The 23,010-nt window shown below is 34.0% G+C and carries 22 protein-coding genes; 21 read left to right on the plus strand and 1 reads right to left on the minus strand.

From position 1 onward, the window contains the following. Positions 1-136: 136 nt before the first annotated feature. Positions 137-1,132 carry a TlpA family protein disulfide reductase gene (locus EAH81_RS02760; RefSeq protein ID WP_140503517.1) on the minus strand — a complete coding sequence of 332 codons (996 nt, stop codon included), beginning with the start codon at positions 1,130-1,132 and terminating at the stop codon, positions 137-139. 159 nt (positions 1,133-1,291) lie between these two features. Here EAH81_RS02760 and aspS point away from each other — a divergent pair, with 159 nt between their 5' ends. The 21 genes from aspS to EAH81_RS02865 all read left to right on the plus strand — a co-directional run bounded on the left by aspS (position 1,292) and on the right by EAH81_RS02865 (position 22,992). Then, a complete protein-coding gene (aspS, locus tag EAH81_RS02765) occupies positions 1,292-3,043 on the plus strand; it encodes an aspartate--tRNA ligase (protein WP_140503519.1) in 1,752 nt (583 codons plus the stop codon). 385 nt (positions 3,044-3,428) lie between these two features. Continuing rightward, positions 3,429-3,623 carry a cold-shock protein gene (locus tag EAH81_RS02770; RefSeq protein WP_007137066.1) on the plus strand — a complete coding sequence of 65 codons (195 nt, stop codon included), beginning with the start codon at positions 3,429-3,431 and terminating at the stop codon, positions 3,621-3,623. A 243-nt stretch (positions 3,624-3,866) separates the two neighbouring features. Beyond that, complete coding sequence (locus EAH81_RS02775) at positions 3,867-4,232, plus strand: NADH-quinone oxidoreductase subunit A (RefSeq protein WP_140503521.1); 366 nt, start codon at positions 3,867-3,869, stop codon at positions 4,230-4,232. A 162-nt stretch (positions 4,233-4,394) separates the two neighbouring features. Then, on the plus strand, positions 4,395-4,943 hold the full coding sequence (locus EAH81_RS02780; protein ID WP_029271568.1) for an NADH-quinone oxidoreductase subunit B: 549 nt from the start codon (positions 4,395-4,397) through the stop codon (positions 4,941-4,943). Between the two features lies 1 nt (position 4,944). Then, positions 4,945-5,466, plus strand: a complete 522-nt coding sequence (locus EAH81_RS02785; RefSeq protein ID WP_140503523.1) for an NADH-quinone oxidoreductase subunit C — start codon at positions 4,945-4,947, stop codon at positions 5,464-5,466. A gap of 6 nt (positions 5,467-5,472) precedes the next feature. After that, positions 5,473-5,772 carry a nucleotidyltransferase family protein gene (locus EAH81_RS02790; protein ID WP_140503525.1) on the plus strand — a complete coding sequence of 100 codons (300 nt, stop codon included), beginning with the start codon at positions 5,473-5,475 and terminating at the stop codon, positions 5,770-5,772. Positions 5,773-5,912: 140 nt separating this feature from the next. Further along, positions 5,913-6,113, plus strand: coding sequence for a DUF86 domain-containing protein (locus EAH81_RS27800; protein ID WP_241676507.1), 201 nt, complete (start codon positions 5,913-5,915; stop codon positions 6,111-6,113). 1 nt (position 6,114) lies between these two features. Next, positions 6,115-7,353, plus strand: coding sequence for an NADH-quinone oxidoreductase subunit D (locus EAH81_RS02800; RefSeq protein WP_140503529.1), 1,239 nt, complete (start codon positions 6,115-6,117; stop codon positions 7,351-7,353). Between the two features lie 162 nt (positions 7,354-7,515). Beyond that, the gene (locus EAH81_RS02805; protein ID WP_140503531.1) at positions 7,516-8,046 is read left to right on the plus strand and encodes a complex I 24 kDa subunit family protein; all 531 of its coding nucleotides are present in this window, start codon (positions 7,516-7,518) and stop codon (positions 8,044-8,046) included. A 1-nt stretch (position 8,047) separates the two neighbouring features. Then, positions 8,048-9,418, plus strand: a complete 1,371-nt coding sequence (gene nuoF / locus EAH81_RS02810; RefSeq protein ID WP_140503533.1) for an NADH-quinone oxidoreductase subunit NuoF — start codon at positions 8,048-8,050, stop codon at positions 9,416-9,418. Between the two features lie 94 nt (positions 9,419-9,512). Next, complete coding sequence (locus tag EAH81_RS02815) at positions 9,513-10,544, plus strand: 2Fe-2S iron-sulfur cluster-binding protein (protein WP_140503535.1); 1,032 nt, start codon at positions 9,513-9,515, stop codon at positions 10,542-10,544. Continuing rightward, entirely contained in the window at positions 10,544-11,602 is a 1,059-nt protein-coding gene (nuoH, locus tag EAH81_RS02820; RefSeq protein ID WP_194150811.1) for an NADH-quinone oxidoreductase subunit NuoH, read from the plus strand. The genes EAH81_RS02815 and nuoH overlap by 1 nt, the downstream gene beginning before the upstream one ends. Before the next feature lie 89 nt (positions 11,603-11,691). After that, positions 11,692-12,213 (plus strand): ORF6N domain-containing protein, encoded by a 522-nt coding sequence (locus EAH81_RS02825; protein ID WP_140503537.1) that lies wholly within the window; start codon positions 11,692-11,694, stop codon positions 12,211-12,213. Between the two features lie 120 nt (positions 12,214-12,333). Further along, positions 12,334-12,879 carry a NuoI/complex I 23 kDa subunit family protein gene (locus EAH81_RS02830; protein WP_140503539.1) on the plus strand — a complete coding sequence of 182 codons (546 nt, stop codon included), beginning with the start codon at positions 12,334-12,336 and terminating at the stop codon, positions 12,877-12,879. Then, positions 12,880-13,419, plus strand: a complete 540-nt coding sequence (locus EAH81_RS02835; protein WP_140503541.1) for an NADH-quinone oxidoreductase subunit J — start codon at positions 12,880-12,882, stop codon at positions 13,417-13,419. It begins immediately after the preceding gene. After that, positions 13,419-13,739, plus strand: coding sequence for an NADH-quinone oxidoreductase subunit NuoK (nuoK, locus tag EAH81_RS02840; RefSeq protein WP_017494599.1), 321 nt, complete (start codon positions 13,419-13,421; stop codon positions 13,737-13,739). Before EAH81_RS02835 ends, nuoK begins: the two co-directional genes overlap by 1 nt. Before the next feature lie 6 nt (positions 13,740-13,745). Continuing rightward, positions 13,746-15,629, plus strand: a complete 1,884-nt coding sequence (gene nuoL, locus EAH81_RS02845; protein WP_140503543.1) for an NADH-quinone oxidoreductase subunit L — start codon at positions 13,746-13,748, stop codon at positions 15,627-15,629. Positions 15,630-15,639: 10 nt separating this feature from the next. Continuing rightward, positions 15,640-17,079 carry a NuoM family protein gene (locus EAH81_RS02850; RefSeq protein ID WP_140503545.1) on the plus strand — a complete coding sequence of 480 codons (1,440 nt, stop codon included), beginning with the start codon at positions 15,640-15,642 and terminating at the stop codon, positions 17,077-17,079. Between the two features lie 146 nt (positions 17,080-17,225). Next, a complete protein-coding gene (locus EAH81_RS02855; protein WP_140503547.1) occupies positions 17,226-18,617 on the plus strand; it encodes an NADH-quinone oxidoreductase subunit N in 1,392 nt (463 codons plus the stop codon). A gap of 164 nt (positions 18,618-18,781) precedes the next feature. Next, on the plus strand, positions 18,782-19,555 hold the full coding sequence (locus EAH81_RS02860) for a Bax inhibitor-1/YccA family protein (protein ID WP_140503549.1): 774 nt from the start codon (positions 18,782-18,784) through the stop codon (positions 19,553-19,555). Between the two features lie 590 nt (positions 19,556-20,145). Further along, positions 20,146-22,992, plus strand: coding sequence for a T9SS type A sorting domain-containing protein (locus EAH81_RS02865; RefSeq protein WP_140503551.1), 2,847 nt, complete (start codon positions 20,146-20,148; stop codon positions 22,990-22,992). The last annotated feature ends 18 nt before the right edge of the window (positions 22,993-23,010 follow it).

Consider the following 23,010-nt stretch of genomic DNA (forward strand, 5'->3'; position numbering starts at 1 on the left):
CAATTTGGTAACATTGAATAAAAACTTAACATTGGGGAATTCCATAAAATAAAAAAACCAATGCCGATGCATTGGTTTTACTGGTATTTTAGTAAAAATACAAACGTACTATAACGTTATAAATTTGATAAATAAATTACTTCAATAATGCGTCTAACTGCGTTTGAAGCTCTGGAGACGATGGTCGTTCTGCATCTGGAGTTACGATATTTCCTTTTGGATCTATCAAAATAAATCTTGGAATTCCAGTCACACCATAATTTGTTACAAACTCAGATTCCCAATCTTTATCTGCAAATAATTGAGTTCCTCCTAATTGTTTATCTGTTACAAATTTTTTCCATTTTTCATTATCTTTTGCTTTATCAATAGAAACGCTCACGAACTCAATATTCTTTCCGTGGTATTTCTCTTCGATTTTTTGCAAATATGGAATCTCAGCTCTACATGGCGCACACCAGGTTGCCCAAAGATCGATATAAACATACTTTCCTTTTAAATCAGAAAGTTTTGTTTTTCCTCCTTTAAAATTCTCATAATCAAAACCAGGTGATTCCTTACCAATTAATTTCTTTGCCTTCAAAGCTCTTTCGTATTCTTCAGAAGCATATTGATTAAAGCTTTCGAAATTATGTTTTAAAGCTTCTTTAAATTCAGGATCAAAATCTCCTTTTTCCAGATTTTCTAAATCTGTTTTTTTCTTTTGCTCCAATAAATTAGCAAATTCTACTGCTTCTTTTGAAAAAGCCTCATTCTGAAATTTTTCATCTTTTAAAGCTTGTTGTGCCAGAAAATTACTTTCWTTCACACCTTTACCTTTATAAACAATCGTTTCATCAAATTCTTTCGCATTCATTGTTAAACTCACATCTGAACTTGGCTTCAAATACAAACGGGAAGATTCTGTACCATCAGAAAACACATAAAAACCTTTTGGAGCATCAAAAGAAGCCACAAAAAGCTGTTTTTTATCGATAGGAATTACTTGTTTAAAGTTATTTTTTCCTTTAATGACAAGAGTGTCACTATTTCTATTCTCAATTTTAGCCGTAAATTTAACTTGATTTTTGGCTTGACCGATAACATTCAAAGCGCTAAAAATCAACAGACCAGTTACAAAAAGCTTGTTCATATGTATTAAAGTTTGTTTTTAGTGATTCAAATCTAAAGAAATTACGGCGGCAAAATTTAAGAATTAACAAAATATTTCAAATTAAATGAGCATCAAGTTGTCACTTTACTATATTAATTTGAATTTTGTTGTTTACTTTTGCAGTCTAAAATTTTGATCATGTATAGAAGTCATAATTGTGGCGAGTTAAATGCCTCAAACATTAATACTGAAGTTACACTTGCAGGTTGGGTTCAAAAATCACGCGATAAAGGATTTATGAATTGGGTTGATTTACGCGACCGTTACGGAATTACTCAATTAATTTTCGACGAAAGTCGTAGCGATAAAACTGTTTTTGAATTGGCAAAAACTCTTGGTAGAGAATTTGTTATTCAGGTAAAAGGAACTGTAATTGAACGTGAAGCTAAAAACAAAAATATCCCAACTGGTGAAATCGAAATTTTAGTTACTGAATTAACGATTCTGAATGCTGCTTTAACACCTCCATTTACTATTGAAGATGAAACTGATGGTGGAGAAGATATCAGAATGAAATATCGTTATTTAGATATTAGAAGAAATCCTGTAAAAAACAGTTTATTATTCCGTCACAAAGTAGCGATGGAAGTTCGTAAATATTTATCTGATTTAGACTTCTGCGAAGTTGAAACTCCTTATTTAATCAAATCGACTCCGGAAGGTGCGAGAGATTTCGTTGTACCAAGCCGTATGAACGAAGGACAGTTTTATGCATTGCCACAATCGCCGCAAACTTTCAAACAATTATTGATGGTGGGTGGAATGGATAAATATTTCCAAATCGTGAAATGTTTCCGTGACGAAGATTTGCGTGCAGACCGTCAGCCTGAGTTTACACAAATCGATTGCGAAATGGCATTTGTGGAACAAGAAGACATTCTAAATGTTTTTGAAGGTTTGACAAGACATTTACTAAAAGAAATAAAAGGTATTGAAGTAGACAAATTCCCAAGAATTACTTACGACTATGCCATGAAAACATACGGAAACGACAAACCGGACATTCGTTTTGGAATGGAGTTTGGTGAATTGAACGAATTTGCACAACACAAAGATTTCCCAGTATTCAATGCTGCCGAATTAGTAGTTGGAATTGCAGTTCCGGGAGCAGGAAACTACACTCGTAAAGAAATTGACGGATTAATTGACTGGGTAAAACGTCCACAAGTTGGAGCATCAGGAATGGTGTATGCTAAATGTAATGACGACGGAACTTTTAAATCATCTGTAGATAAATTTTACGATCAGGATGATTTAGGAAAATGGGCAAAAATTACAGGAGCAAAACCTGGCGATATGATTTTTGTACTTTCAGGACCGGCTAATAAAACGCGTACACAACTTTCGGCACTTCGCATGGAATTGGCAACTCGTTTAGGATTGCGTAAACCGGAAGAATTTGCACCTCTTTGGGTAGTTGATTTCCCATTATTGGAACTTGACGAAGAAAGTGGCCGTTACCATGCAATGCACCACCCGTTTACATCTCCAAAACCGGAAGATATGCAATTATTGGAAACGGATCCTGGAAAGGTTCGCGCTAATGCATATGATATGGTCTTAAACGGAAATGAAATTGGCGGAGGATCGATTCGTATTCACGATAAAGCGACTCAACAATTAATGTTCAAATATCTAGGCTTTACTGAAGAAGAAGCGAAAGCACAATTTGGCTTTTTAATGGATGCTTTTCAATTTGGAGCACCACCTCACGGAGGATTAGCATTTGGTCTTGACAGATTAGTTGCAATTTTGGGAGGTCAGGAAACCATTAGAGATTTTATTGCATTTCCTAAAAACAATTCAGGACGTGATGTTATGATCGATGCACCTGCAAAAATTGACGATGCTCAATTAAAAGAATTACATATTAAACTTGATACAATATAAATTCATCAGAATTTAAAATATAAAAACGGCAGCTAAATCTTTAGTTGTCGTTTTTTTATACCTTTTCTTCTAGCCTTAACGTTAAAAAAATCCAAATTAAAAATTACTAAACTAATAAACACAAGTATTCTCCTATAGAAATGCAAAATACCTAAAACGTTTTTGCATAATGTACAAAATTTTTGTAAACTATAAGCTACTTTTTTAACATTTATTTTAACTATTACCAATTCTTAAATAAAATACTTCCATATCAAAATTGATGCAATATAAATAGCGAAAACACTGTGAATCAATAATTTTTACAAAAAATTAACACCTTATTGTCTTTTGTATGAATTTATATATTACATTTGCTTCATTATAAATTATTATTACAATTACAATGCGTACAGGTACAGTAAAATTTTTCAATGAATCTAAAGGTTATGGATTCATTACAGACGAAGAAACAGGAAAAGATATCTTCGTTCACGCTTCAGGAATTAACGCGGAAGAATTACGCGAAGGTGACCGTGTAAGCTACGAAGAAGAAGAAGGAAGAAAAGGGAAAGTTGCTGCTAAAGTAGCAGTAATCTAAGAAAAATATAGCAATTTATTTTTTTTGCCTCTGAATGGTTTTGAAAACGTTTCGATTAATTTCGAAACGTTTTTTTTTGCTCAAATCTTAAAAAAAACTTAAAAAGGGAAGTTATTATTTATAATGAATAAAAATTACAATTATTGACCCTTTAGTGATACACTTAAATCCTTTTTTAGCTTGTGATTTACAGAGTTGAAAGTTATCTTTGTGGCTTATTCTTTAAGTAAAAACCCTAAGTTTATGCAATCTGATCAATACAGTTACATTCCTATTTTAATGCAAGCAATTTTAGCAATTGGTTTTGTAGTAGGAACTATTATTATTTCTGGAAAATTAGGTCCAAAAAGAACCTCTGAAGTCAAAGATAAAAACTTTGAGTGTGGTATCGAATCTGTTGGTAATGCACGTATTCCTTTTTCAGTAAAATACTTTTTAGTAGCCATTTTATTTGTATTGTTTGATGTAGAGGTAATTTTCCTTTATCCATGGGCAGTAAACTTCAAAGAACTAGGAATTGAAGGAATGCTTAAGATGATCGTGTTTATGTCACTTCTTTTAGTTGGCTTTTTCTACATCATCAAGAAAAAAGCATTAGAGTGGGAATAAAAAGATTTTAGACTTTAGATTGGTGATTTTAGATTTAAGAATTTATCTAAAACAACAATTTAAAACTTGATTTCTTCAAATTAATATACTGATTTAAAAAAATTGATTTTAACTTTTATGATTTCCCAAATCTAAAATCTAAAATCAGAAATCTAAAATAAAATGAGCGATTCAAATGTAAATATGGTTGCGCCGCCGGAAGGAGTTGTAGGAGAAGGTTTCTTCGCTACAAAACTAAATGATGTTGTAGGTTTAGCAAGAGCCAATTCATTATGGCCATTGCCTTTTGCAACTTCATGTTGTGGTATCGAATTCATGGCTACAATGGCTTCACATTACGATTTAGCACGATTTGGTTCTGAGCGTGTGAGTTTCTCTCCTCGTCAGGCGGATATGTTAATGGTTATGGGAACAATTTCTAAAAAAATGGCACCTATTTTAAGACAAGTTTACGAACAAATGTCTGAACCTCGCTGGGTAATTGCAGTTGGAGCTTGTGCTTCATCAGGTGGAATCTTCGATACTTATTCAGTTTTACAAGGAATTGACAAAGTAATTCCGGTTGACGTTTACGTTCCTGGATGTCCGCCAAGACCAGAGCAAATAGTAGATGGAGTAATGAAACTTCAGGAATTGGTAAGAAGCGAATCTGTTAGACGCAGAAGCTCACCAGAATACCAAGAATTACTAGCTTCATATAACATTTCATAAGATGGCTTTAGAAAATACCCTGATTCAAGATAAACTTACAGAAACATTTGACACAAATGTTTTCAACTTTCAACAAGAAAGAGATATTTTTTCACTAGAAACTTCTGCTGATAAAATTACAGCCCTGATTCTTTTTTTGAAAAACGATTCTGATTTACGTTTCCATTTTTTAACCGATTTATGCGGTGTACATTATCCGGACAACGAATCAGAGCGTCAGTTTGCAATCGTCTACCATTTACACAACTGGTACGAAAACAAACGTATTAGAATCAAAGTATTCTTAAACGGTGAAAAACCAGAGATAAAAACCATTTCAAATATTTTCTTAAGTTCAAACTGGATGGAAAGAGAAACATACGATTTCTACGGGATAAACTTTATTGGACATCCGCAATTGAAACGTATTTTGAATATGGATGAAATGGTATCGTTCCCAATGCGAAAAGAATTCCCAATGGAAGACAGCGGAAGAACAGATAAAGACGACAGATTCTTTGGAAGAACAACAACAAATTGCTAAATCAAAATGAAATTAATAGAACAAAATAAACAAGAACTCAACCAGCTTTGCGTGAATCACCATGTACAGCAGTTATATTTGTTTGGTTCTATTTTGACAGATCAATTTAATGACGAAAGTGACATTGACATGTTAATTCAATTTTCAACTATTAAATTGGAAGACTATTTTGATAATTATATGGATTTTAAAGAAAAGCTTGAATTGTTATTCGAGCGCTCTGTAGATTTAGTCGAAAATCAAGCAATCAAAAATCCTGTTTTCAGGAAAGTTGTAGATCAGGAAAAACAAATGATCTATGGATGAAAGAATCTTAAAATCATTATTTGATATAAAGTTGGCTATAGAAGAGATTGACAGTTTTCTTTTAAACGAAGAAAAAACATTTTCTAATTTATACTAAAAACACTTTATTAAAAAGAGGGATTGAAAGAAATTTAGAAATTATAGGCGAAGCAGTAAGCAGAATTTTGAAAGAAAACACAGAATTTGAAATTACAAATGCACGTCGAATTATTGGTCTAAGAAACCAAATCATTCATGCTTATGACAGCATATCTGATGAAAACATTTGGAGTATTGTTATAAAACATCTTCCAAATCTTAAAACTGAAATTGAAGAAAAAATAAATAATTCAACATTATAAAATGTCAGAACTATTATTACCACCAGAGCATCGATATGCTAAAATAATTAAGGAAAAACTAAATGAAGACGGAAGCGAGCTTTCAGTACTTAATTTAGGCCCTACTCACCCGGCAACTCACGGTATTTTCCAAAATATCCTGTTGATGGATGGAGAAAGAATTCTTGAGGCTGAACCAACAATTGGGTACATTCACAGAGCTTTCGAAAAAATCGCCGAAAATCGACCTTTTTATCAAATTACTCCACTTACGGATCGTATGAACTATTGCTCCTCTCCTATTAACAATATGGGATGGTGGATGACTTTAGAGAAATTACTAAATATCGAAGTTCCTAAACGTGCTCAATATTTAAGAGTTATTGTAATGGAATTGGCTCGTATTACAGATCACTTGATTTGTAATTCAATCCTTGGTGTTGACACGGGTGCATATACCGGTTTCTTATATGTATTTCAATTTAGAGAAAAAGTTTACGAGATCTACGAAGAAATTTGTGGTGCTCGTTTAACAACAAATATGGGAAGAATTGGTGGTTTCGAAAGAGATTGGTCACCAGAAGCTTTCCGCAAACTTGATGTGTTTTTACAAGATTTTCCTGCCGCTTGGCAAGAATTTGTAAACCTATTCGAAAGAAACAGAATTTTCCTTGACAGAACTGTAGATGTTGGTGCAATCACAGCAGAGCAAGCAATGGCTTACGGTTTTACAGGTCCAAACTTGCGTGCAGCTGGTGTTGATTACGACGTTCGTGTTGCACAACCATATTCTTCTTACGAAGATTTCGATTTTATAGTACCAGTTGGGAAATCAGGTGATACATACGATCGTTTCTGTGTTCGTAATGCTGAAGTTTGGGAAAGTTTAAGCATTATTCGTCAGGCATTGGCAAAAATGCCGGCAGGAAACGAATATCATGCTGAAGTTCCAGATTATTACCTTCCTCCAAAAGAAGATGTTTACACTTCGATGGAATCTTTAATTTATCACTTTAAGATTGTAATGGGAGAAGTTCCTGTACCAGTTGCAGAAATTTATCACCCGGTTGAAGGAGGAAATGGAGAACTAGGATTCTATTTAGTTACAGACGGAAGCAGAACTCCTTATAGATTACATTTCAGAAGACCTTGTTTCATTTATTATCAAGCATATCCTGAAATGATCAAAGGTTCTTTATTATCTGATGCAATTGTTATTCTATCAAGTTTAAATGTTATTGCCGGAGAATTAGACGCCTAAAAAATTGCAGATTTTAGTCCCGAAGCCTCGGGATAGATTGCAGATTGAAAAATCTAAGATCTAAAATCAGAAATCTAAAATAAAAATAAAGATTGCAGAATGTAGATTATAGATTGCAGATTGAAAAATCTAAAATCAGAAATCTAAAATCTAAAATTAAGAATGGAAAGAAAACATTACAAACAAGAAATAAACATGACTGAAGCATTGATGACTCGCATCAATGAATTGATTAGTCATTATCCTGAAGACAAAAGAAAATCAGCTTTGTTACCGGTTTTGCACGAAGTGCAGGATGCTCATGACAACTGGTTAAGTAGTGAGTTGCAGGATAAAGTTGCTGAAATTTTACACATCAAACCAATTGAGGTTTACGAAGTGGTTACTTTTTATACCATGTACAACCAAAAACCAATTGGAAAATACATGTTCGAATTCTGCCAGACTTCTTGTTGTTGTTTAAATGGTGCCGAAAATTTAATGGATTATACTTCTGAAAAATTAGGCATAAAAATGGGAGAAACAACTCCTGACGGAATGTTTACCATTGCCGGCGTAGAATGTTTAGGTGCTTGCGGATATGCTCCGATGTTGCAGTTAGGCGATTTCTACAAAGAAAAATTGACAGAAGAAAAAATCGATCAATTAATCGCTGATTGTAGAGATGATAAAATAATATTACACGATAAATAAGATGTCACAGAAAATATTATTAGATAAAATAAATGTTCCGGGTATCAAAACCTACGAAGTATATCGCCAAAATGGTGGTTATGCTTCTGTAGAAAAAGCTTTGAAAACACTTACGCCAGACGAAGTTGTTGAAGAAGTAAAAAAATCAGGACTTCGTGGTCGTGGTGGTGCAGGTTTCCCTGCAGGAATGAAATGGAGTTTTATTGATAAAAAATCAGGAAAACCAAGACACTTAGTTTGCAACGCCGACGAGTCTGAACCAGGAACTTTCAAAGATCGTTATTTGATGGAATTTATCCCTCACTTATTGATCGAAGGAATGATTACTTCTAGTTTTGCCTTAGGCGCTAATCTATCATATATCTACATTCGTGGAGAATATATGTGGGTTTATAAAATATTAGAAAGAGCAATCGCCGAAGCTAAAGCTGCCGGTTGGTTAGGAAAAAATATATTAGGAACAGGTTACGATTTAGAATTATACGTTCACTGTGGAGCCGGAGCTTATATCTGCGGAGAAGAAACTGCACTTATTGAATCATTGGAAGGTAAAAGAGGAAATCCTCGTATCAAACCACCTTTTCCAGCGGTTTCAGGTCTTTGGGCAAATCCAACAGTAGTGAACAATGTTGAAACTATCGCAACTGTGCCTTGGATCATCAACAATTCTGGTGATGATTATGCTAAAATTGGTGTAGGTCGTTCAACAGGAACTAAATTGATTTCTGCTTCCGGACACATTAAAAATCCTGGAGTTTACGAAATTGAATTAGGTTTAAGCGTTGATGAATTCATGAATTCTGACGAATATTTAGGGGGAATGTCTTCTAGCAGACCTTTGAAAGCATTTGTACCGGGAGGATCTTCAGTGCCAATTTTACCTGCTGAATTAATTTTTAAAACAGCAAATGGCGAAGATCGTTTAATGACTTACGAATCTTTAAGTGATGGTGGTTTTGCTACCGGATCGATGTTAGGTTCAGGAGGATTTATTGTTTACAACGATACTGCATGTGTAGTAAGAAACACTTGGAATTTTGCTCGTTTCTATCACCACGAATCTTGCGGACAATGTACACCTTGTCGTGAAGGAACCGGTTGGTTAGAAAAAATATTGTGGAGAATCGAAAACGGTCAGGGCCGTGAAGAGGATATCGAATTGTTGTGGAGTATTCAAAGTAAAATCGAGGGAAACACAATTTGCCCGCTTGGAGACGCAGCTTCTTGGCCAGTAGCAGCAGCGATTCGCCATTTTAGAGATGAGTTTGAATACCACGTTCGTTTCCCGGAAAAAATAAAAAACAGAGATCACTTTGTAGCCGAACCTTTCTCGCAAGTGAAACATTTAGTAGGCGGTAAAGTAATCGTATAAAAGTTAAAAATAGTTTCAAGTTTCAAGTTTTTTTTAGTTTCAAGTCCTACAACCTGAAACTTTAAACCTGAAACTAAAAAAACAAAAATAAGAGATGAAAGTAACCATAGACGGTCAAAGTATAGACGTAGAGCCAGGAACAACGATCCTGCAGGCTGCACGTATGATTGGTGGAGATTTGGTGCCGCCAGCCATGTGCTATTACTCAAAATTAAAAGGCAGCGGCGGAAAATGTCGTTGTTGTTTAGTTGAAGTTGCAAAAGGAAGTGAAGCTGACCCAAGACCAATGCCAAAATTGATGGCATCTTGTGTAACAGGCTGTATGGACGGAATGGAAGTAAACAGTAAATCTTCTGATCGTGTAACAGAAGCTCGTAAATCTGTAACAGAATTTTTATTGATCAATCACCCGTTAGATTGCCCTATTTGTGATCAGGCTGGAGAATGTGATCTTCAAAACTTAAGTTTCGAGCACGGAAATCCAAAATCACGTTTTATTGAAGAAAAAAGAACATTTGAACCAGAAGATATTGGTCCAAATATTCAACTACATATGAACCGTTGTATCTTATGTCAAAGATGTGTGCAAGTTGCAGATCAATTGACAGACAACAGAGTTCACGGAGTATTAGATCGTGGTGATCACGCAAATATTTCAACCGGAATCTCAAAAGCTATCGACAATGAATTCTCAGGAAACATGATCGATGTTTGTCCAGTTGGAGCATTGACTGATAAAACTTTCCGTTTCAAATCGAGAGTTTGGTTCAACAAACCATACAACGCACACAGAGAGTGTACAACTCCGGGATGTTGTGGAAAAACTACCGTTTGGATGTTTGGTGGTGAAATTCAACGTGTGACTGGTCGTAAAGATGAGTATCATGAAGTCGAGGAATTTATCTGCAACAGCTGTCGTTTTGAACACAAAAATGTAACTGACTGGGTTATCGAAGGACCGAGAGAATTTGAAAAAGATTCTGTTATCAACCAAAATAACTACACTCAAAAATTAGAGAAAGTAGAAATCGATACTGAGAAAACTATCCTTATGGGTAGAGATATTGACCGTAAAAAAATTAGTATGGCCGAAATTCCATTAAACACTAACAACAAAAATTCTTAATGATGGTAGATAGTACATTTATTATAGAAAAGAGTGTTGTAATTGTTGTAGTTTTCGCTATCACAATGATTATGGCGATGTATTCTACTTGGGCTGAACGTAAAGTTGCAGCTTATCTTCAGGATCGTGTAGGACCAAACCGTGCCGGATGGGGAGGATTATTGCAACCTCTTGCAGATGGTATGAAATTATTCTCAAAAGAAGAATTTTTCCCAAATACACCTAACAAATTTTTATTCGTTGTAGGACCGGCAATTGCAATGAGTACGGCTTTAATGACAAGTGCAGTAATTCCTTGGGGAGACAAATTACATATTTTTGGTCGCGATGTTTATTTACAGGCAACAGATATTAATATCGGTATTTTATACATTTTTGGAGTGCTTTCTATCGGAGTTTATGGCATCATGATTGGTGGATGGGCTTCTAATAATAAATTCTCTTTGATGGGAGCTGTTCGTGCAGCTTCGCAAATGGTTTCTTATGAAGTTGCAATGGGATTATCAATGATTGCTTTGTTGATGATGACAGGAACTTTAAGCTTAAGAGAAATCTCACTGCAACAACAAGGAATGAACTGGAACGTATTTTACCAGCCTTTATCATTCTTGATTTTCCTTATTTGTTCGTTTGCAGAAACTAACAGAACTCCTTTCGATTTAGCGGAATGTGAATCAGAGTTAATTGGAGGTTACCATACAGAATATTCATCCATGAAAATGGGATTTTATTTATTTGCTGAATATGCAAGTATGTTTATCTCGGCTACTATTATTTCTGTTTTATTCTTTGGAGGATATAACTACCCTGGAATGAGCTGGATGGTAGAACATGCAGGAGTAAATATCGCCAATCTATTAGGAATTGCAGCATTGTTTGCAAAATTATGTTTCTTCATATTTTTCTATATGTGGGTACGTTGGACAATTCCGAGATTTAGATATGACCAATTAATGAATTTAGGATGGAGAATTTTAATTCCGCTTTCAATCATTAATATCATGATTACCGGAGTTGTTATTTTAAGACATGATATCGCAGCATATTTTGGATTTTAAAATAAAATTGCGTCTAATCTTAGGTATCGCAATTTGCGACACAAAACAAAAAAGAGGATGTGAATTACACCCACCGCATAAAATAATGAATGAGTGAAGAATTAATTATTACGGAAGAATTCATAATTAGCAAAATATTGCTTATTCGAGGACAAAAGGTAATGCTTGATTCAGAATTAGCAATACTTTATGGAGTAGAAACTAAGCAACTCAAAAGACAGGTTCGTAGAAACATAGAAAGATTCCCAGATGATTTTATGTTTGAATTGACTGAAATTGAAAGCGAAATCTTGAGGAGCCAAATTGGCACCTCAAGTTGGGGAGGCACACGATATGTTCCGATGGTATTTACTGAACAAGGAGTTGCAATGTTATCAAGTGTTTTGAATAGTGCAACTGCTATTAGAGTTAATATTCAAATTATTCGTGTTTTTACAAAAATCCGTCAGGAGATTTCGGAAAACTTGAATATGAAATTGGAAATTGAAGAGATAAAAACAAAATTATCGAATCAGAGTAAAAATATTGAATTAGTCTTTACTTATCTTGATGAGTTAATGGACAAACAAGAAAATAAGATTGAAAGAACAAAAATTGGTTATAAAAAATAAATTTGATTAATACCAAAAATGCCATAGCCCTAATAGAAGCGGTATCCTTTTATTTTTTTGTTTAAAAAATAAAAGATATAGCGGATAGCAGGATTAAGCTTCAAAATAAAAATTAAAAAAATGTCAATAGAAACTATATCATTATCGGGTAGAAAAAAGATGGTCTCTAATAAAGAGATGACTTTTTGGGAACGATTGTATCTTGTGGCGATTGTGAAAGGATTATATATCACACTTAAACACTTATTCAGAAAAAAAGTGACCATTCACTATCCTGAGCAAGTGCGTGAAATGAGTCCGGTTTATCGTGGTCAACACCAGTTGAAACGTGATGAACAAGGTCGTGAAAACTGTACAGCTTGCGGATTATGTGCTTTATCATGTCCTGCTGAAGCAATCACTATGAAAGCTGCAGAACGTAAAGCAGATGAAAAACATTTGTACAGAGAAGAAAAATATGCTTCGATATATGAAATCAATATGTTACGTTGTATTTTTTGTGGTTTATGCGAAGAAGCTTGCCCGAAAGATGCCATTTATCTGACTACTTCAAAAGTATTGGTTCCTTCCAGCTATGAAAGAGAAGATTTCATTTTTGGAAAAGACAGATTAGTTATGCCTCTTGACGTAGCTATGAAAAATGCTCAACTTAATAATGCTAACTAAATGATACATATTCCTGATTTTGCACACGCAACAACTGTACAAATTATATTTTGTTTCTTAGCGTTTATTACGGTAATCACCGCTTTCTTGACCATTTTTAGCAGAAATCCAATTCACAGTGCTATTTATCTAGTGATCTGTTTTTTCTCGATTGCTGGTCATTATTTACTATTAAATGCTCAATTTTTAGCTATCGTACATCTTATAGTTTATTCCGGAGCAATTATGATTTTGTTTCTGTTTACGATTATGTTGATGAATCTTAACGAACGCCATCAAGTACACAGACCTAGAATTACACGTTTAGGTGCGATTGTTTCTTTCTGTTTGATTTGTGTTGTATTGATTGCCATTTTCATTAACTCTAAACCAATCGTTGGTGAATACGACTCAACTGGTGAAGATTTTCAATCAATCAAGGTATTGGGTAAAATATTATTGAACGAATATATGGTTCCGTTTGAATTTGCTTCGATCTTGCTTTTAGTAGCAATGATTGGAACTGTATTATTGTCTAAAAAAGAAAAATTAAATAAATAATGGGTAATATATTAAATCAAATAGGTATTGAAAACTACATCTTTTTAAGTGTTGTACTTTTCTGTATTGGTATTTTTGGTGTATTGTACAGACGAAATGCTATTATCGTTTTCATGTCTATCGAAATCATGTTGAATGCTGTTAACCTTTTATTTGTTGCTTTTTCGACTTATCATCAAGATGCACAAGGACAAGTCTTTGTATTCTTTTCGATGGCAGTTGCTGCAGCTGAAGTTGCAGTTGGATTGGCTATTTTAGTTTCGATCTTTAGAAATTTAGGTTCGATTAGTATCGATAATTTAAAAAATTTAAAAGGATAAATGGAAATGGATACCAATTTAGCTTTAGTTTTAGTATTAGCTCCTTTTTTAGGATTTTTAATCAATGTTTTCTTTGGAAAAAGCTTGGGGAAAACAGTTTCAGGAATCATCGGTACTGCTGCCGTAGTAGTTTCTTTTGCTGTTACGCTTTACTTTTTCAATCAAATAAGCCAAACAAAACAAGCGATTCAGGTTACTTTATTTGACTGGATTCAAATTAGTAATTTACATATCAATCTTGGATTTTTATTAGATCAATTATCATTGCTTTGGTTACTTTTTGTAACAGGTATTGGTTCATTGATTCACTTATACTCTATTAGTTACATGCACGATGATGAAAATATGCACAAGTTTTTTGCGTATTTAAATCTGTTCGTTTTCTTCATGATTACTCTTGTAATGGGAAGTAACTTATTAGTCTTATTTATTGGTTGGGAAGGTGTTGGACTTTGTTCGTACTTACTAATTGGATTTTGGCATAAAAACCAGGATTACAATGATGCTGCGAAAAAAGCTTTCATCATGAACAGAATTGGAGATTTAGGTTTATTAATCGGAATGTTCATTATTGGTTCGATGTTCTCGACTTTAGATTATGCAACTTTAAAAACTGCAATCGCCGGAGCAACAAACTTGAATTTACCATTGCTTTCATTAGCTGCATTATGCTTGTTTATTGGAGCTTGTGGTAAATCAGCACAAATTCCGTTATACACCTGGTTACCTGATGCGATGGCTGGACCAACTCCGGTTTCAGCATTGATTCACGCTGCAACAATGGTTACCGCTGGTATCTTTATGGTAACAAGATTAAACTTTGTATTTGATTTAGCTCCGGATGTTCAAACTGTTATTGCTGTAATTGGAGCTATCACTTCATTAGTTGCTGCAACAATTGGATTAGTTCAGACAGATATTAAAAAGGTTTTGGCCTACTCTACCGTTTCTCAATTAGGATTAATGTTTTTAGCGTTAGGATTTGGTGCTTATGAAGTAGCAGTTTTCCACGTAATTACTCACGCTTTCTTCAAAGCTTGTTTATTCTTAGGATCAGGATCTGTTATTCACGGTTTGCACGGAGAACAGGATATGCGTAAAATGGGTGGTTTGCGTAAAGCAATGCCAATCACTTTCTGGACCATGTTAATCTCATCATTAGCAATTTCCGGTGTTCCATTTTTCTCTGGTTTCTTCTCTAAAGATGAAATTTTAATGACAGCTTTCCACCATAATATTTCACTTTATGTTGTTGGATCTATCGCTTCAATCATGACAGCTTTTTATATGTTCCGTTTAATGTTCTTAACTTTCTTTAAAGACTTTAGAGGAACTGAAGAACAAAAACATCATTTACATGAAAGTGACGGATTGATTACTTTCCCCTTAATGATTTTGGCAGTTTTGGCTACTTTCGGCGGACTAATTAGTTTACCTGGAAATAGCTGGTTAAATGAATATTTAGCGCCTCTTTTCACGAAAGTGGCAGGTGAAGAACATCACTTAGGGACAACAGAATATACCTTAATGGGAGTTGCCGTTTTAGGTGGATTATTAGGTATATTAATTGCCTACATCAAATACTTCAAACAAGACAATGTTCCGGAATCAGACGAAAATATTACAGGTTTGACCAAAGTTTTATACAACAAATATTATGTAGATGAAATTTACGATGCAATATTTGTACGCTCAATAAATGTATTATCAAGATTTTTCAGAGACACTGTTGAAACAGGTTTATCTGCACTTGTTTTTGGATTAGGAAAAGTAACGAATGAACTAGCTTTTCAAGGTAAAAAACTGCAAAACGGAAGTATCGGATTATATCTTTTTGCTTTTGTTTTAGGGCTTTGTGCCATTGTTTCTTATATATTTTTAGCTAAATAATTTTACAACTATGAACGTTTCTCTTATATTAATTATTCTTCTAATTGGTGCATTTGTCACTTATTTTGTTGGTGATAAACTAGCATCAAAAGTAGCTTTGTTCTTTAGTTTGGCGGCTTTAGGTTGTTCAATTGTTTTACTAAATCATTTTTGTGCAGGCGAAAACATTAGTTTAATCAATGCCTGGATTACACAACCTAAAATTTCATTTGCATTAAATGCTGATGGTTTAGGTATGGCAATGCTTTTATTAACCGTAGCTTTAACACCAATTATTATATTCTCTTCTTTTGGAAATGAATACAAAAATGCTAAAGCTTTTTATGCTTTAATTTTATTTATGGCTTTTGCTATGACAGGAACTTTCCTTGCAGCAGATGGTCTTTTATATTATATTTTCTGGGAGTTAGCACTTATTCCTATTTACTTTATTGCACTTATTTGGGGTAATGGTGATGCTGAAGAACGTAGAAAAGCTGTAGTTAAATTCTTTATCTACACACTTGCAGGTTCATTGTTCATGTTAGTTGCTTTCATTTATCTATACCAAAAAGCTGGAAGTTTTTTAATCGAAGATTTATACAAATTAAATTTATCAGCTTCTGAGCAACTTTGGATATTCTTAGCTTTCTTCTTGGCTTATGCAATTAAAATTCCAATTATTCCTTTTCACACATGGCAGGCAAATGTGTACCAAAAAGCACCAACTGTTGGAACTATGCTATTGTCTGGTATCATGCTAAAAATGGGATTGTATAGTGTGATTCGTTGGCAGTTGCCAATTGCACCATTAGCTGCAAAAGAATACATGAATGTTTTTATTGCTTTAGGAATTGCCGGAGTTATCTACGGATCAATTGTGGCATTAAGACAAAAAGACTTAAAGAAATTATTAGCTTATTCGTCTCTTGCGCACGTTGGATTAATTGCTGCAGGAACTTACACGCTAACTATTGACGGTTTACGCGGAGCTGTTTTACAAATGATTGCTCACGGTTTTGTCGTGGTTGGATTGTTCTTCGCTGCTGAAGTTATCTATAGAAGATATGAAACCAGAGAAATTTCGCAATTAGGTGGTATTCGTACGCAATCACCAAAATTCACTTCTATGTTTTTAATTTTGGTATTGGCTTCTGTAGCTTTACCAAGTACTTTTAACTTCGTTGGAGAATTTACAGTTTTGTATAGTCTTTCTCAAATCAATATTTGGTTCGCTGTTTTAGGCGGAACAACTATTATTCTGGGAGCTTATTATATGCTTAAAATGTTTCAAAATGTAATGTTGGGAGAAACAAATTCAAAACCTTTTGCAGATGTTTCTATTAATGAAGGAATTTCATTCGTAGTAATTATTGCGGTTTTAATTTTCTTCGGATTTTATCCAAAACCAATTACAGATTTGATTACACCAAGTTTAGAGACAATTCTAAACGTTATCAATAAGAATTAAGATTTTAGAATGTCGATTAACGATTTTTGATTTCAGATTTTATCTGAACCTTAAAAGTTAAGCTTACTATAAATTAAAAATATATTTTAAATAAAAATAAATTAGGGCATCATTAGTTTTAGATTTCCTAAATCAAAAAAACAAAAATGAATACATTAATAGCTATAACAGGATTGGGTATTTTCTGCCTATTGTTTGAAATTCTTAATTTAAGAAAGGCCATTGTTCCAATTACCATTATTGGTTTGTTGGGTGTTTTGGCACTTAATTATTACGAATTTGGATTAGAGCAGAGTTATTACAATAATATGATTACAGTGAGTAAATTCTCTACTGCGTTTTCGTCATTGTTTATTGTTTTAACTATTTTCTTAGTAGCATTAAGTCATAATTTTTACGAAAATCACCCAACAAAAATCTCAGATTTTGTTGCTATAAAAGTATTTTTATTAGCTGGTGGAGTTGCAATGGTTTCTTTTGGGAACTTAGCCATGTTTTTCTTAGGAATCGAAATTTTATCAATTGCACTTTATGTTCTTGCAGCAAGTGAGCGTTTGAATTTAAAAAGTAACGAAGCTGGTATGAAATATTTCCTAATGGGATCTTTCGCCTCTGGAATTATCCTATTCGGAATTTGTTTGATCTACGGAGCAATGGGAAGTTTTGACGTTGCAGAAATTCACGAAAGTTCACTATCAGCAGAATTACCAATCTGGTTTCCTATCGGAATGATTTTAATGACTATCGGAATGTTGTTTAAAATAGCAGCCGTTCCTTTTCATTTCTGGGCTCCGGATGTTTACGAAGGATCTCCTGCGTTAACAACTGCTTTAATGAGTACTTTGGCTAAAGTTATCGCAATTGCAACACTTTACAAGTTAGTTTCAGCATTAAATCTGGTTCCATCTTTAGATAATCAGGATCTTCTGGGAACTTTTGAAACGATTATAGTAATTATTTCAATAGCTTCTATGACCGTTGGAAATATAATGGCATTACGTCAGGTAAACGTAAAACGTATGTTGGCATTCTCAGGAATTTCGCATGCAGGTTTTATGTTGATGACACTACTTACTGTTGCAACATCTGCAGGTGTATTGTTATATTACACCGCAGCTTACGCATTAGCTGGAATCGCTGCTTTTAGCGTTATTTTATATGTATGTAAAAATCAGGATAACGAAGATATTACGAACTTTCACGGTTTAGGAAAAACAAATCCTTTATTGGCTGCAATCCTTACCGGATCCTTATTATCTATGGCGGGTATTCCGATTTTCTCTGGATTCTTTGCTAAGTTATTCTTATTCAATCAAACAATTCAAGCCGGATATATTGCTTTAGTAATTGTTGCTGTTATCAATTCAATTATTAGTGTTGGATATTATTTCAAACTAATTTTGGCAATGTATTCTAAAGAACCAAATCAGGAACGTACTGGAAAACCTTTCCTTATTTATGCTGTTGCAATTATTTCAATTGGTTTAAATATAGTACTAGGTTTATTTCCATCTTTAGTTTTAGACTTATTGAAATAAATTTCAATCAAAATAAATACAAGTCCATCAAGAGTTTCTTTTGATGGACTTTTTTATTTAAGAACGGTTTTTACAGAAGAAAAAATCATGTTAAAAATTTGACGAAAACTATAGGACCTCGAAAAAACTCCATATATTTGGATACAATTAAATGTATTAGAACTATGAACTTCAATTCAAAAAATCCATTTTTAAGCGACAAGCGTTTTTCATCAAATGCTGTTTCAAAAGCTGAAGAAGTACACCATGCACAGATTATTGATTACAATCAGGAAATGACTTTGTCAGGTACTATTAATAAAACAGCTCTTTTATTTTTAATATTATGCGGATCTGCAATGGTAACATGGTGGATGGCATTTAACGGGATGAATGCAATGTTACCAACAATTGGCGGCGCTATTGTTGGGCTTATTTTAGTTATAATTTCAGCATTTAAACCGCAACTTTCTCCTTATTTGGCTCCAGGTTATGCTTTATTTGAGGGATTATTTATTGGAGGAATTTCTGCAATCTTCGAAGCCATGTATCCTGGAATTGTAGTTAATGCTGTTGGAGCAACTTTAGTTACTTTTTTAGTTTGTTTGGGTTTATATAAATTTAAAATCGTAAAAGTTACGGAACAATTCAAGTCTGTAGTTATTGCAGCTACTTTAGCAATTGCAACTTATTATTTAATTTCCTGGATAGCATCATTAATTTTTAATTTCACTCCTGTTCATTATGGAAACGGAATGATGAGTATCGGAATTAGTGTTTTTGTAATTATCATCGCAGCTCTGAACTTATTCTTAGATTTTGATCGAATCGAAAAAGGAGTTCAGGAAAGAATGCCGAAATTTATGGAATGGTACGGCGCAATGGGATTAATGATTACCTTAGTTTGGCTATATGTTGAATTCTTAAGATTATTATCAAAATTATCGAGCAAAAATTAATTTGTTTTTACCATAATATATGAAGCCTTTTTGAAATTCAAAAAGGCTTTTTTTATGCTTTACTTTTAACTATAAAATCATCTTTTTTTGATTTTTTTAATTCAATACTTTTCTCTTTATAACTATTTCTAAAGACTCAAACCGTACTTATTTTTTCTTAAAAAGGCTTTTTAAAGATTACATTCTTGTCAAAAACATTCCTTAAAATGATTTTTTACTTGGAAAATATCTGAGTAATCATAAAATTTAACAATACAAATCTTATTTATAAAAATTGATTTTAAAAATAAATAAAATGATACTAATTTGTTTTTATAAGTAAAATTCTACGAACTCGATTTCCTGAAAAACCATAGAAAACAAGACTTGACAATGTTTTGACTAATTATGTAATAAATTACAATTAATGCAATTTATTACATAATGACTAAATTAATTGATATTTTTTTACAGTATTTGTTTTTTTATGATAAAAATAATATGAATTCAAAAATAATATATATTTTTGTGTAATCGATTACAATTTAAAATTGCAATTTTAAACATGATTAAAAAAAACCACTTTATTAACAACTTTAACCACAACAATTATGAAAAAAAACCTACTTTTCCTGGCTGTGTTCCTACTAGCGTTTCAAACGTGGGCACAGCAGGTTCAAATTAACGAAGCCTCAGGCTGGCTTGAATCAGCTTTTGTAAAATGGCAGCCTGTTAGCAATGCTCAAACCTATAACGTTTACTATACAGGACAAGGAATTACAGACCAAAAAATTGATGATCAACTTATCCGAAGCTATGGAAGTTATTTCAGAGCTGATATTCCAGGACTTAAAGCCGGAACGTACACCATAAAAGTAAAACCCGTAATATCCGGTACCGAAGGAACTGGTTCTACAACAAGCAACTTAACTGTTGTAGCTCAGGACCGAAATGGTTTTGCATTTGATGGCGGACGTGTTCCGGGAGGATACAAAGCTGACGGAACTCCAAAAGACGGTGCCGTAATTCTGTACATCACACAAAACACAAAAAATACTATTTCCATGAACATTACCGGAGCTAGTGCAAATCCATGTGTTGGTTTACAAAATATTCTATATGCCATTAAAAAAGGAAAAGACACCAGACCGTTTATCATTCGTTTAATCGGAAATATTACCGATATGACCGTAATGGAAGGCGGAGATGTTGTGATTGAAAATGCAAACAATGCTTCAAGTTATGTAACTATAGAAGGTGTTGGAACTGATGCTGTTGCAAACGGATGGGGAGTACGTCTTAAAACAGCTTCGAATATTGAAGTTAGTAATCTCGGTTTTATGAATTGCAATAGTACAGCAGGAGATAATGTGGGAATGCAACAAGACAATGACCATATTTGGGTTCACAACTGTGACTTGTTTTATGGAAATGCAGGCAGTGACGCTGACCAAATAAAAGGTGATGGAGCTTTAGACAACAAATCTTCTACTTACATAACCTTGTCGTACAATCACTTTTGGGACAACGGAAAAGCAAGTCTTTTAGGTTTGAGCGAAGGAACTACAACGGGTTTGTACATCACGTATCACCATAACTGGTTTGACCACTCAGATTCTCGTCATCCTCGTGTTCGCTATTACTCAGCGCACGTTTACAACAACTATTATGATGGTGTTGCAAAATATGGTGCAGGATCAACTATGGGTTCATCTTTATTTGTAGAAGGAAATTATTTCCGTAATAGCAAACACCCAATGCTAACTTCATTACAAGGATCTGATATTTGGGATGAAGCTAATCAGGTAAATAATGCCGGCACAATGGGAACATTCTCTGGTGAAGCTGGAGGAACTATCAAAGCGTTCAACAATACTTTTGATGCAGATAATGCTACTAACAATATGCGTTTTGTTGCTTATGGCGATACGAATCCTTTATATAATATCTCAGGGAAAATTAGTTCTACCACAGATTTTGATGCTTATGTTGCCACAACTAGAGGCGAAACTGTAAGTAGTTCTGTTAAATCTAAATCTGGCGCAAACACGTACAACAACTTTGATACTGATGCTGCTTTATATGTGAAAAACTTAATTATAGACCAACCTACTACTGCTAAAACTAAAGTAGTTCAATATTCCGGACGTGTTTCCGGCGGAGATTTAAAATGGACATTCAACAATAGCGTTGACGATACATCATCACTTGTAATTACAGCGCTTAAATCTGCGCTTACAAATTACACTGGTACACTAGTTGCCGTTCAGGGAGAAGGTAATCCGCCAACAAGCACTCAAACATTAACTTCAACAACTAACAATAACCAAACTGTAACAAGTGGTTCAGCAATTGGTACTATTGTATTTACCTGGGGCGGAGACGCAACAGATGCAACAGTGACAGGATTACCTGCTTCAGGAATTAGTTTTGTAAAAAATACTGCAGCTAAAACGATCACAATTACAGGAACACCAGCGACTACTGTATCTTATTCTATAGCTACTACCGGAACCGGAACCGCTGCTACAGGATCTGGAACCATTACAGTTACAGTTGCAGGAACGCAAACACTTACTTCTACGTCAAACAACAGCCAAACTGTTGCAAGCGGTACAGCAATTGGTGCAATAGTTTTTACTTGGGGTGGAACTGCTACTGATGCTACAGTAACAGGATTGCCAGCTTCGGGAATTAGTTTTGTAAAAAATACTACAGCTAAAACAATCACAATTACAGGAGCTCCAACAGCAAACGTTTCTTACTCAATTGCCACAACCGGTACAGGAACTACAGCTACAGGATCAGGAACACTTACAGTAACAACAGGAACTCCAACCGAAAATGAGATTCACAATTTTACAACATCCGGAAAAACAAGTTCATTCTATTCTATCACCGGAAACATGAATTCTACTGCCGGATCCGTAACTTATGCAGGATTAACTTTGACAGCACGTTTAAAAATCGAATCAAGTACGTCAATTACTTACACCACAATAAGCGCATCAACATTAACTTTGGTTTTTGATTCCAATTTTATAGGAACAATTAAAGTAAACAATGTGTCTTACACTGCTTCTGCGGGAATCGTTACCGCATCAATCCCTGCGGGAACAAATACGATCACCAAAGGATCTGTTGCAAATCTTTTCTACATTAGCACTGCATATAGCGAAGGAAGTACATTGCGTATGGCGCAAACTGCTGAAGTAGCAGCAACTACAGAAACTACTAAAGCAGTTTTATATCCAAATCCTGTTGCAGAAACTTTGTACTTATCAGATTCTGACCAAAAAGTAGAAAAAGTTGTACTCTATAATATGTCAGGAACATTAGTTCAAACTGCACAAAAAGGAATTCAAAGTATTGATCTTGCAAGATTAATTCCTGGAACTTATTTGGCAAAAATTTATACGGCTAATGGTTCTTTCAATCAGACAATTTTAAAGAAATAACAAATTGTTATAATATTA

Source organism: Flavobacterium pectinovorum (genome assembly GCF_006438875.1).
Taxonomy (GTDB): Bacteria; Bacteroidota; Bacteroidia; order Flavobacteriales; family Flavobacteriaceae; genus Flavobacterium; species Flavobacterium pectinovorum_A.

Bases quoted from the DNA above. Each gene is read 5' to 3' on its own strand.
- EAH81_RS02770 (WP_007137066.1), top strand. From the start codon at position 3,429: ATGCGTACAGGTACAGTAAAATTTTTCAATGAATCTAAAGGTTATGGA.
- EAH81_RS02825 (WP_140503537.1), top strand. From the start codon at position 11,692: ATGAGTGAAGAATTAATTATTACGGAAGAATTCATAATTAGCAAAATA.
- EAH81_RS02800 (WP_140503529.1), top strand. From the start codon at position 6,115: ATGTCAGAACTATTATTACCACCAGAGCATCGATATGCTAAAATAATT.
- EAH81_RS02860 (WP_140503549.1), top strand. From the start codon at position 18,782: ATGAACTTCAATTCAAAAAATCCATTTTTAAGCGACAAGCGTTTTTCA.
- aspS (WP_140503519.1), top strand. From the start codon at position 1,292: ATGTATAGAAGTCATAATTGTGGCGAGTTAAATGCCTCAAACATTAAT.
- EAH81_RS02850 (WP_140503545.1), top strand. From the start codon at position 15,640: ATGAACGTTTCTCTTATATTAATTATTCTTCTAATTGGTGCATTTGTC.
- EAH81_RS02835 (WP_140503541.1), top strand. From the start codon at position 12,880: ATGATACATATTCCTGATTTTGCACACGCAACAACTGTACAAATTATA.
- nuoL (WP_140503543.1), top strand. From the start codon at position 13,746: ATGGATACCAATTTAGCTTTAGTTTTAGTATTAGCTCCTTTTTTAGGA.
- EAH81_RS02865 (WP_140503551.1), top strand. From the start codon at position 20,146: ATGAAAAAAAACCTACTTTTCCTGGCTGTGTTCCTACTAGCGTTTCAA.
- EAH81_RS02815 (WP_140503535.1), top strand. From the start codon at position 9,513: ATGAAAGTAACCATAGACGGTCAAAGTATAGACGTAGAGCCAGGAACA.
- EAH81_RS02855 (WP_140503547.1), top strand. From the start codon at position 17,226: ATGAATACATTAATAGCTATAACAGGATTGGGTATTTTCTGCCTATTG.
- nuoH (WP_194150811.1), top strand. From the start codon at position 10,544: ATGATGGTAGATAGTACATTTATTATAGAAAAGAGTGTTGTAATTGTT.
- EAH81_RS02830 (WP_140503539.1), top strand. From the start codon at position 12,334: ATGTCAATAGAAACTATATCATTATCGGGTAGAAAAAAGATGGTCTCT.
- EAH81_RS02785 (WP_140503523.1), top strand. From the start codon at position 4,945: ATGGCTTTAGAAAATACCCTGATTCAAGATAAACTTACAGAAACATTT.
- EAH81_RS02780 (WP_029271568.1), top strand. From the start codon at position 4,395: ATGAGCGATTCAAATGTAAATATGGTTGCGCCGCCGGAAGGAGTTGTA.
- nuoK (WP_017494599.1), top strand. From the start codon at position 13,419: ATGGGTAATATATTAAATCAAATAGGTATTGAAAACTACATCTTTTTA.
- EAH81_RS02790 (WP_140503525.1), top strand. From the start codon at position 5,473: ATGAAATTAATAGAACAAAATAAACAAGAACTCAACCAGCTTTGCGTG.
- EAH81_RS02805 (WP_140503531.1), top strand. From the start codon at position 7,516: ATGGAAAGAAAACATTACAAACAAGAAATAAACATGACTGAAGCATTG.
- EAH81_RS02775 (WP_140503521.1), top strand. From the start codon at position 3,867: ATGCAATCTGATCAATACAGTTACATTCCTATTTTAATGCAAGCAATT.
- nuoF (WP_140503533.1), top strand. From the start codon at position 8,048: ATGTCACAGAAAATATTATTAGATAAAATAAATGTTCCGGGTATCAAA.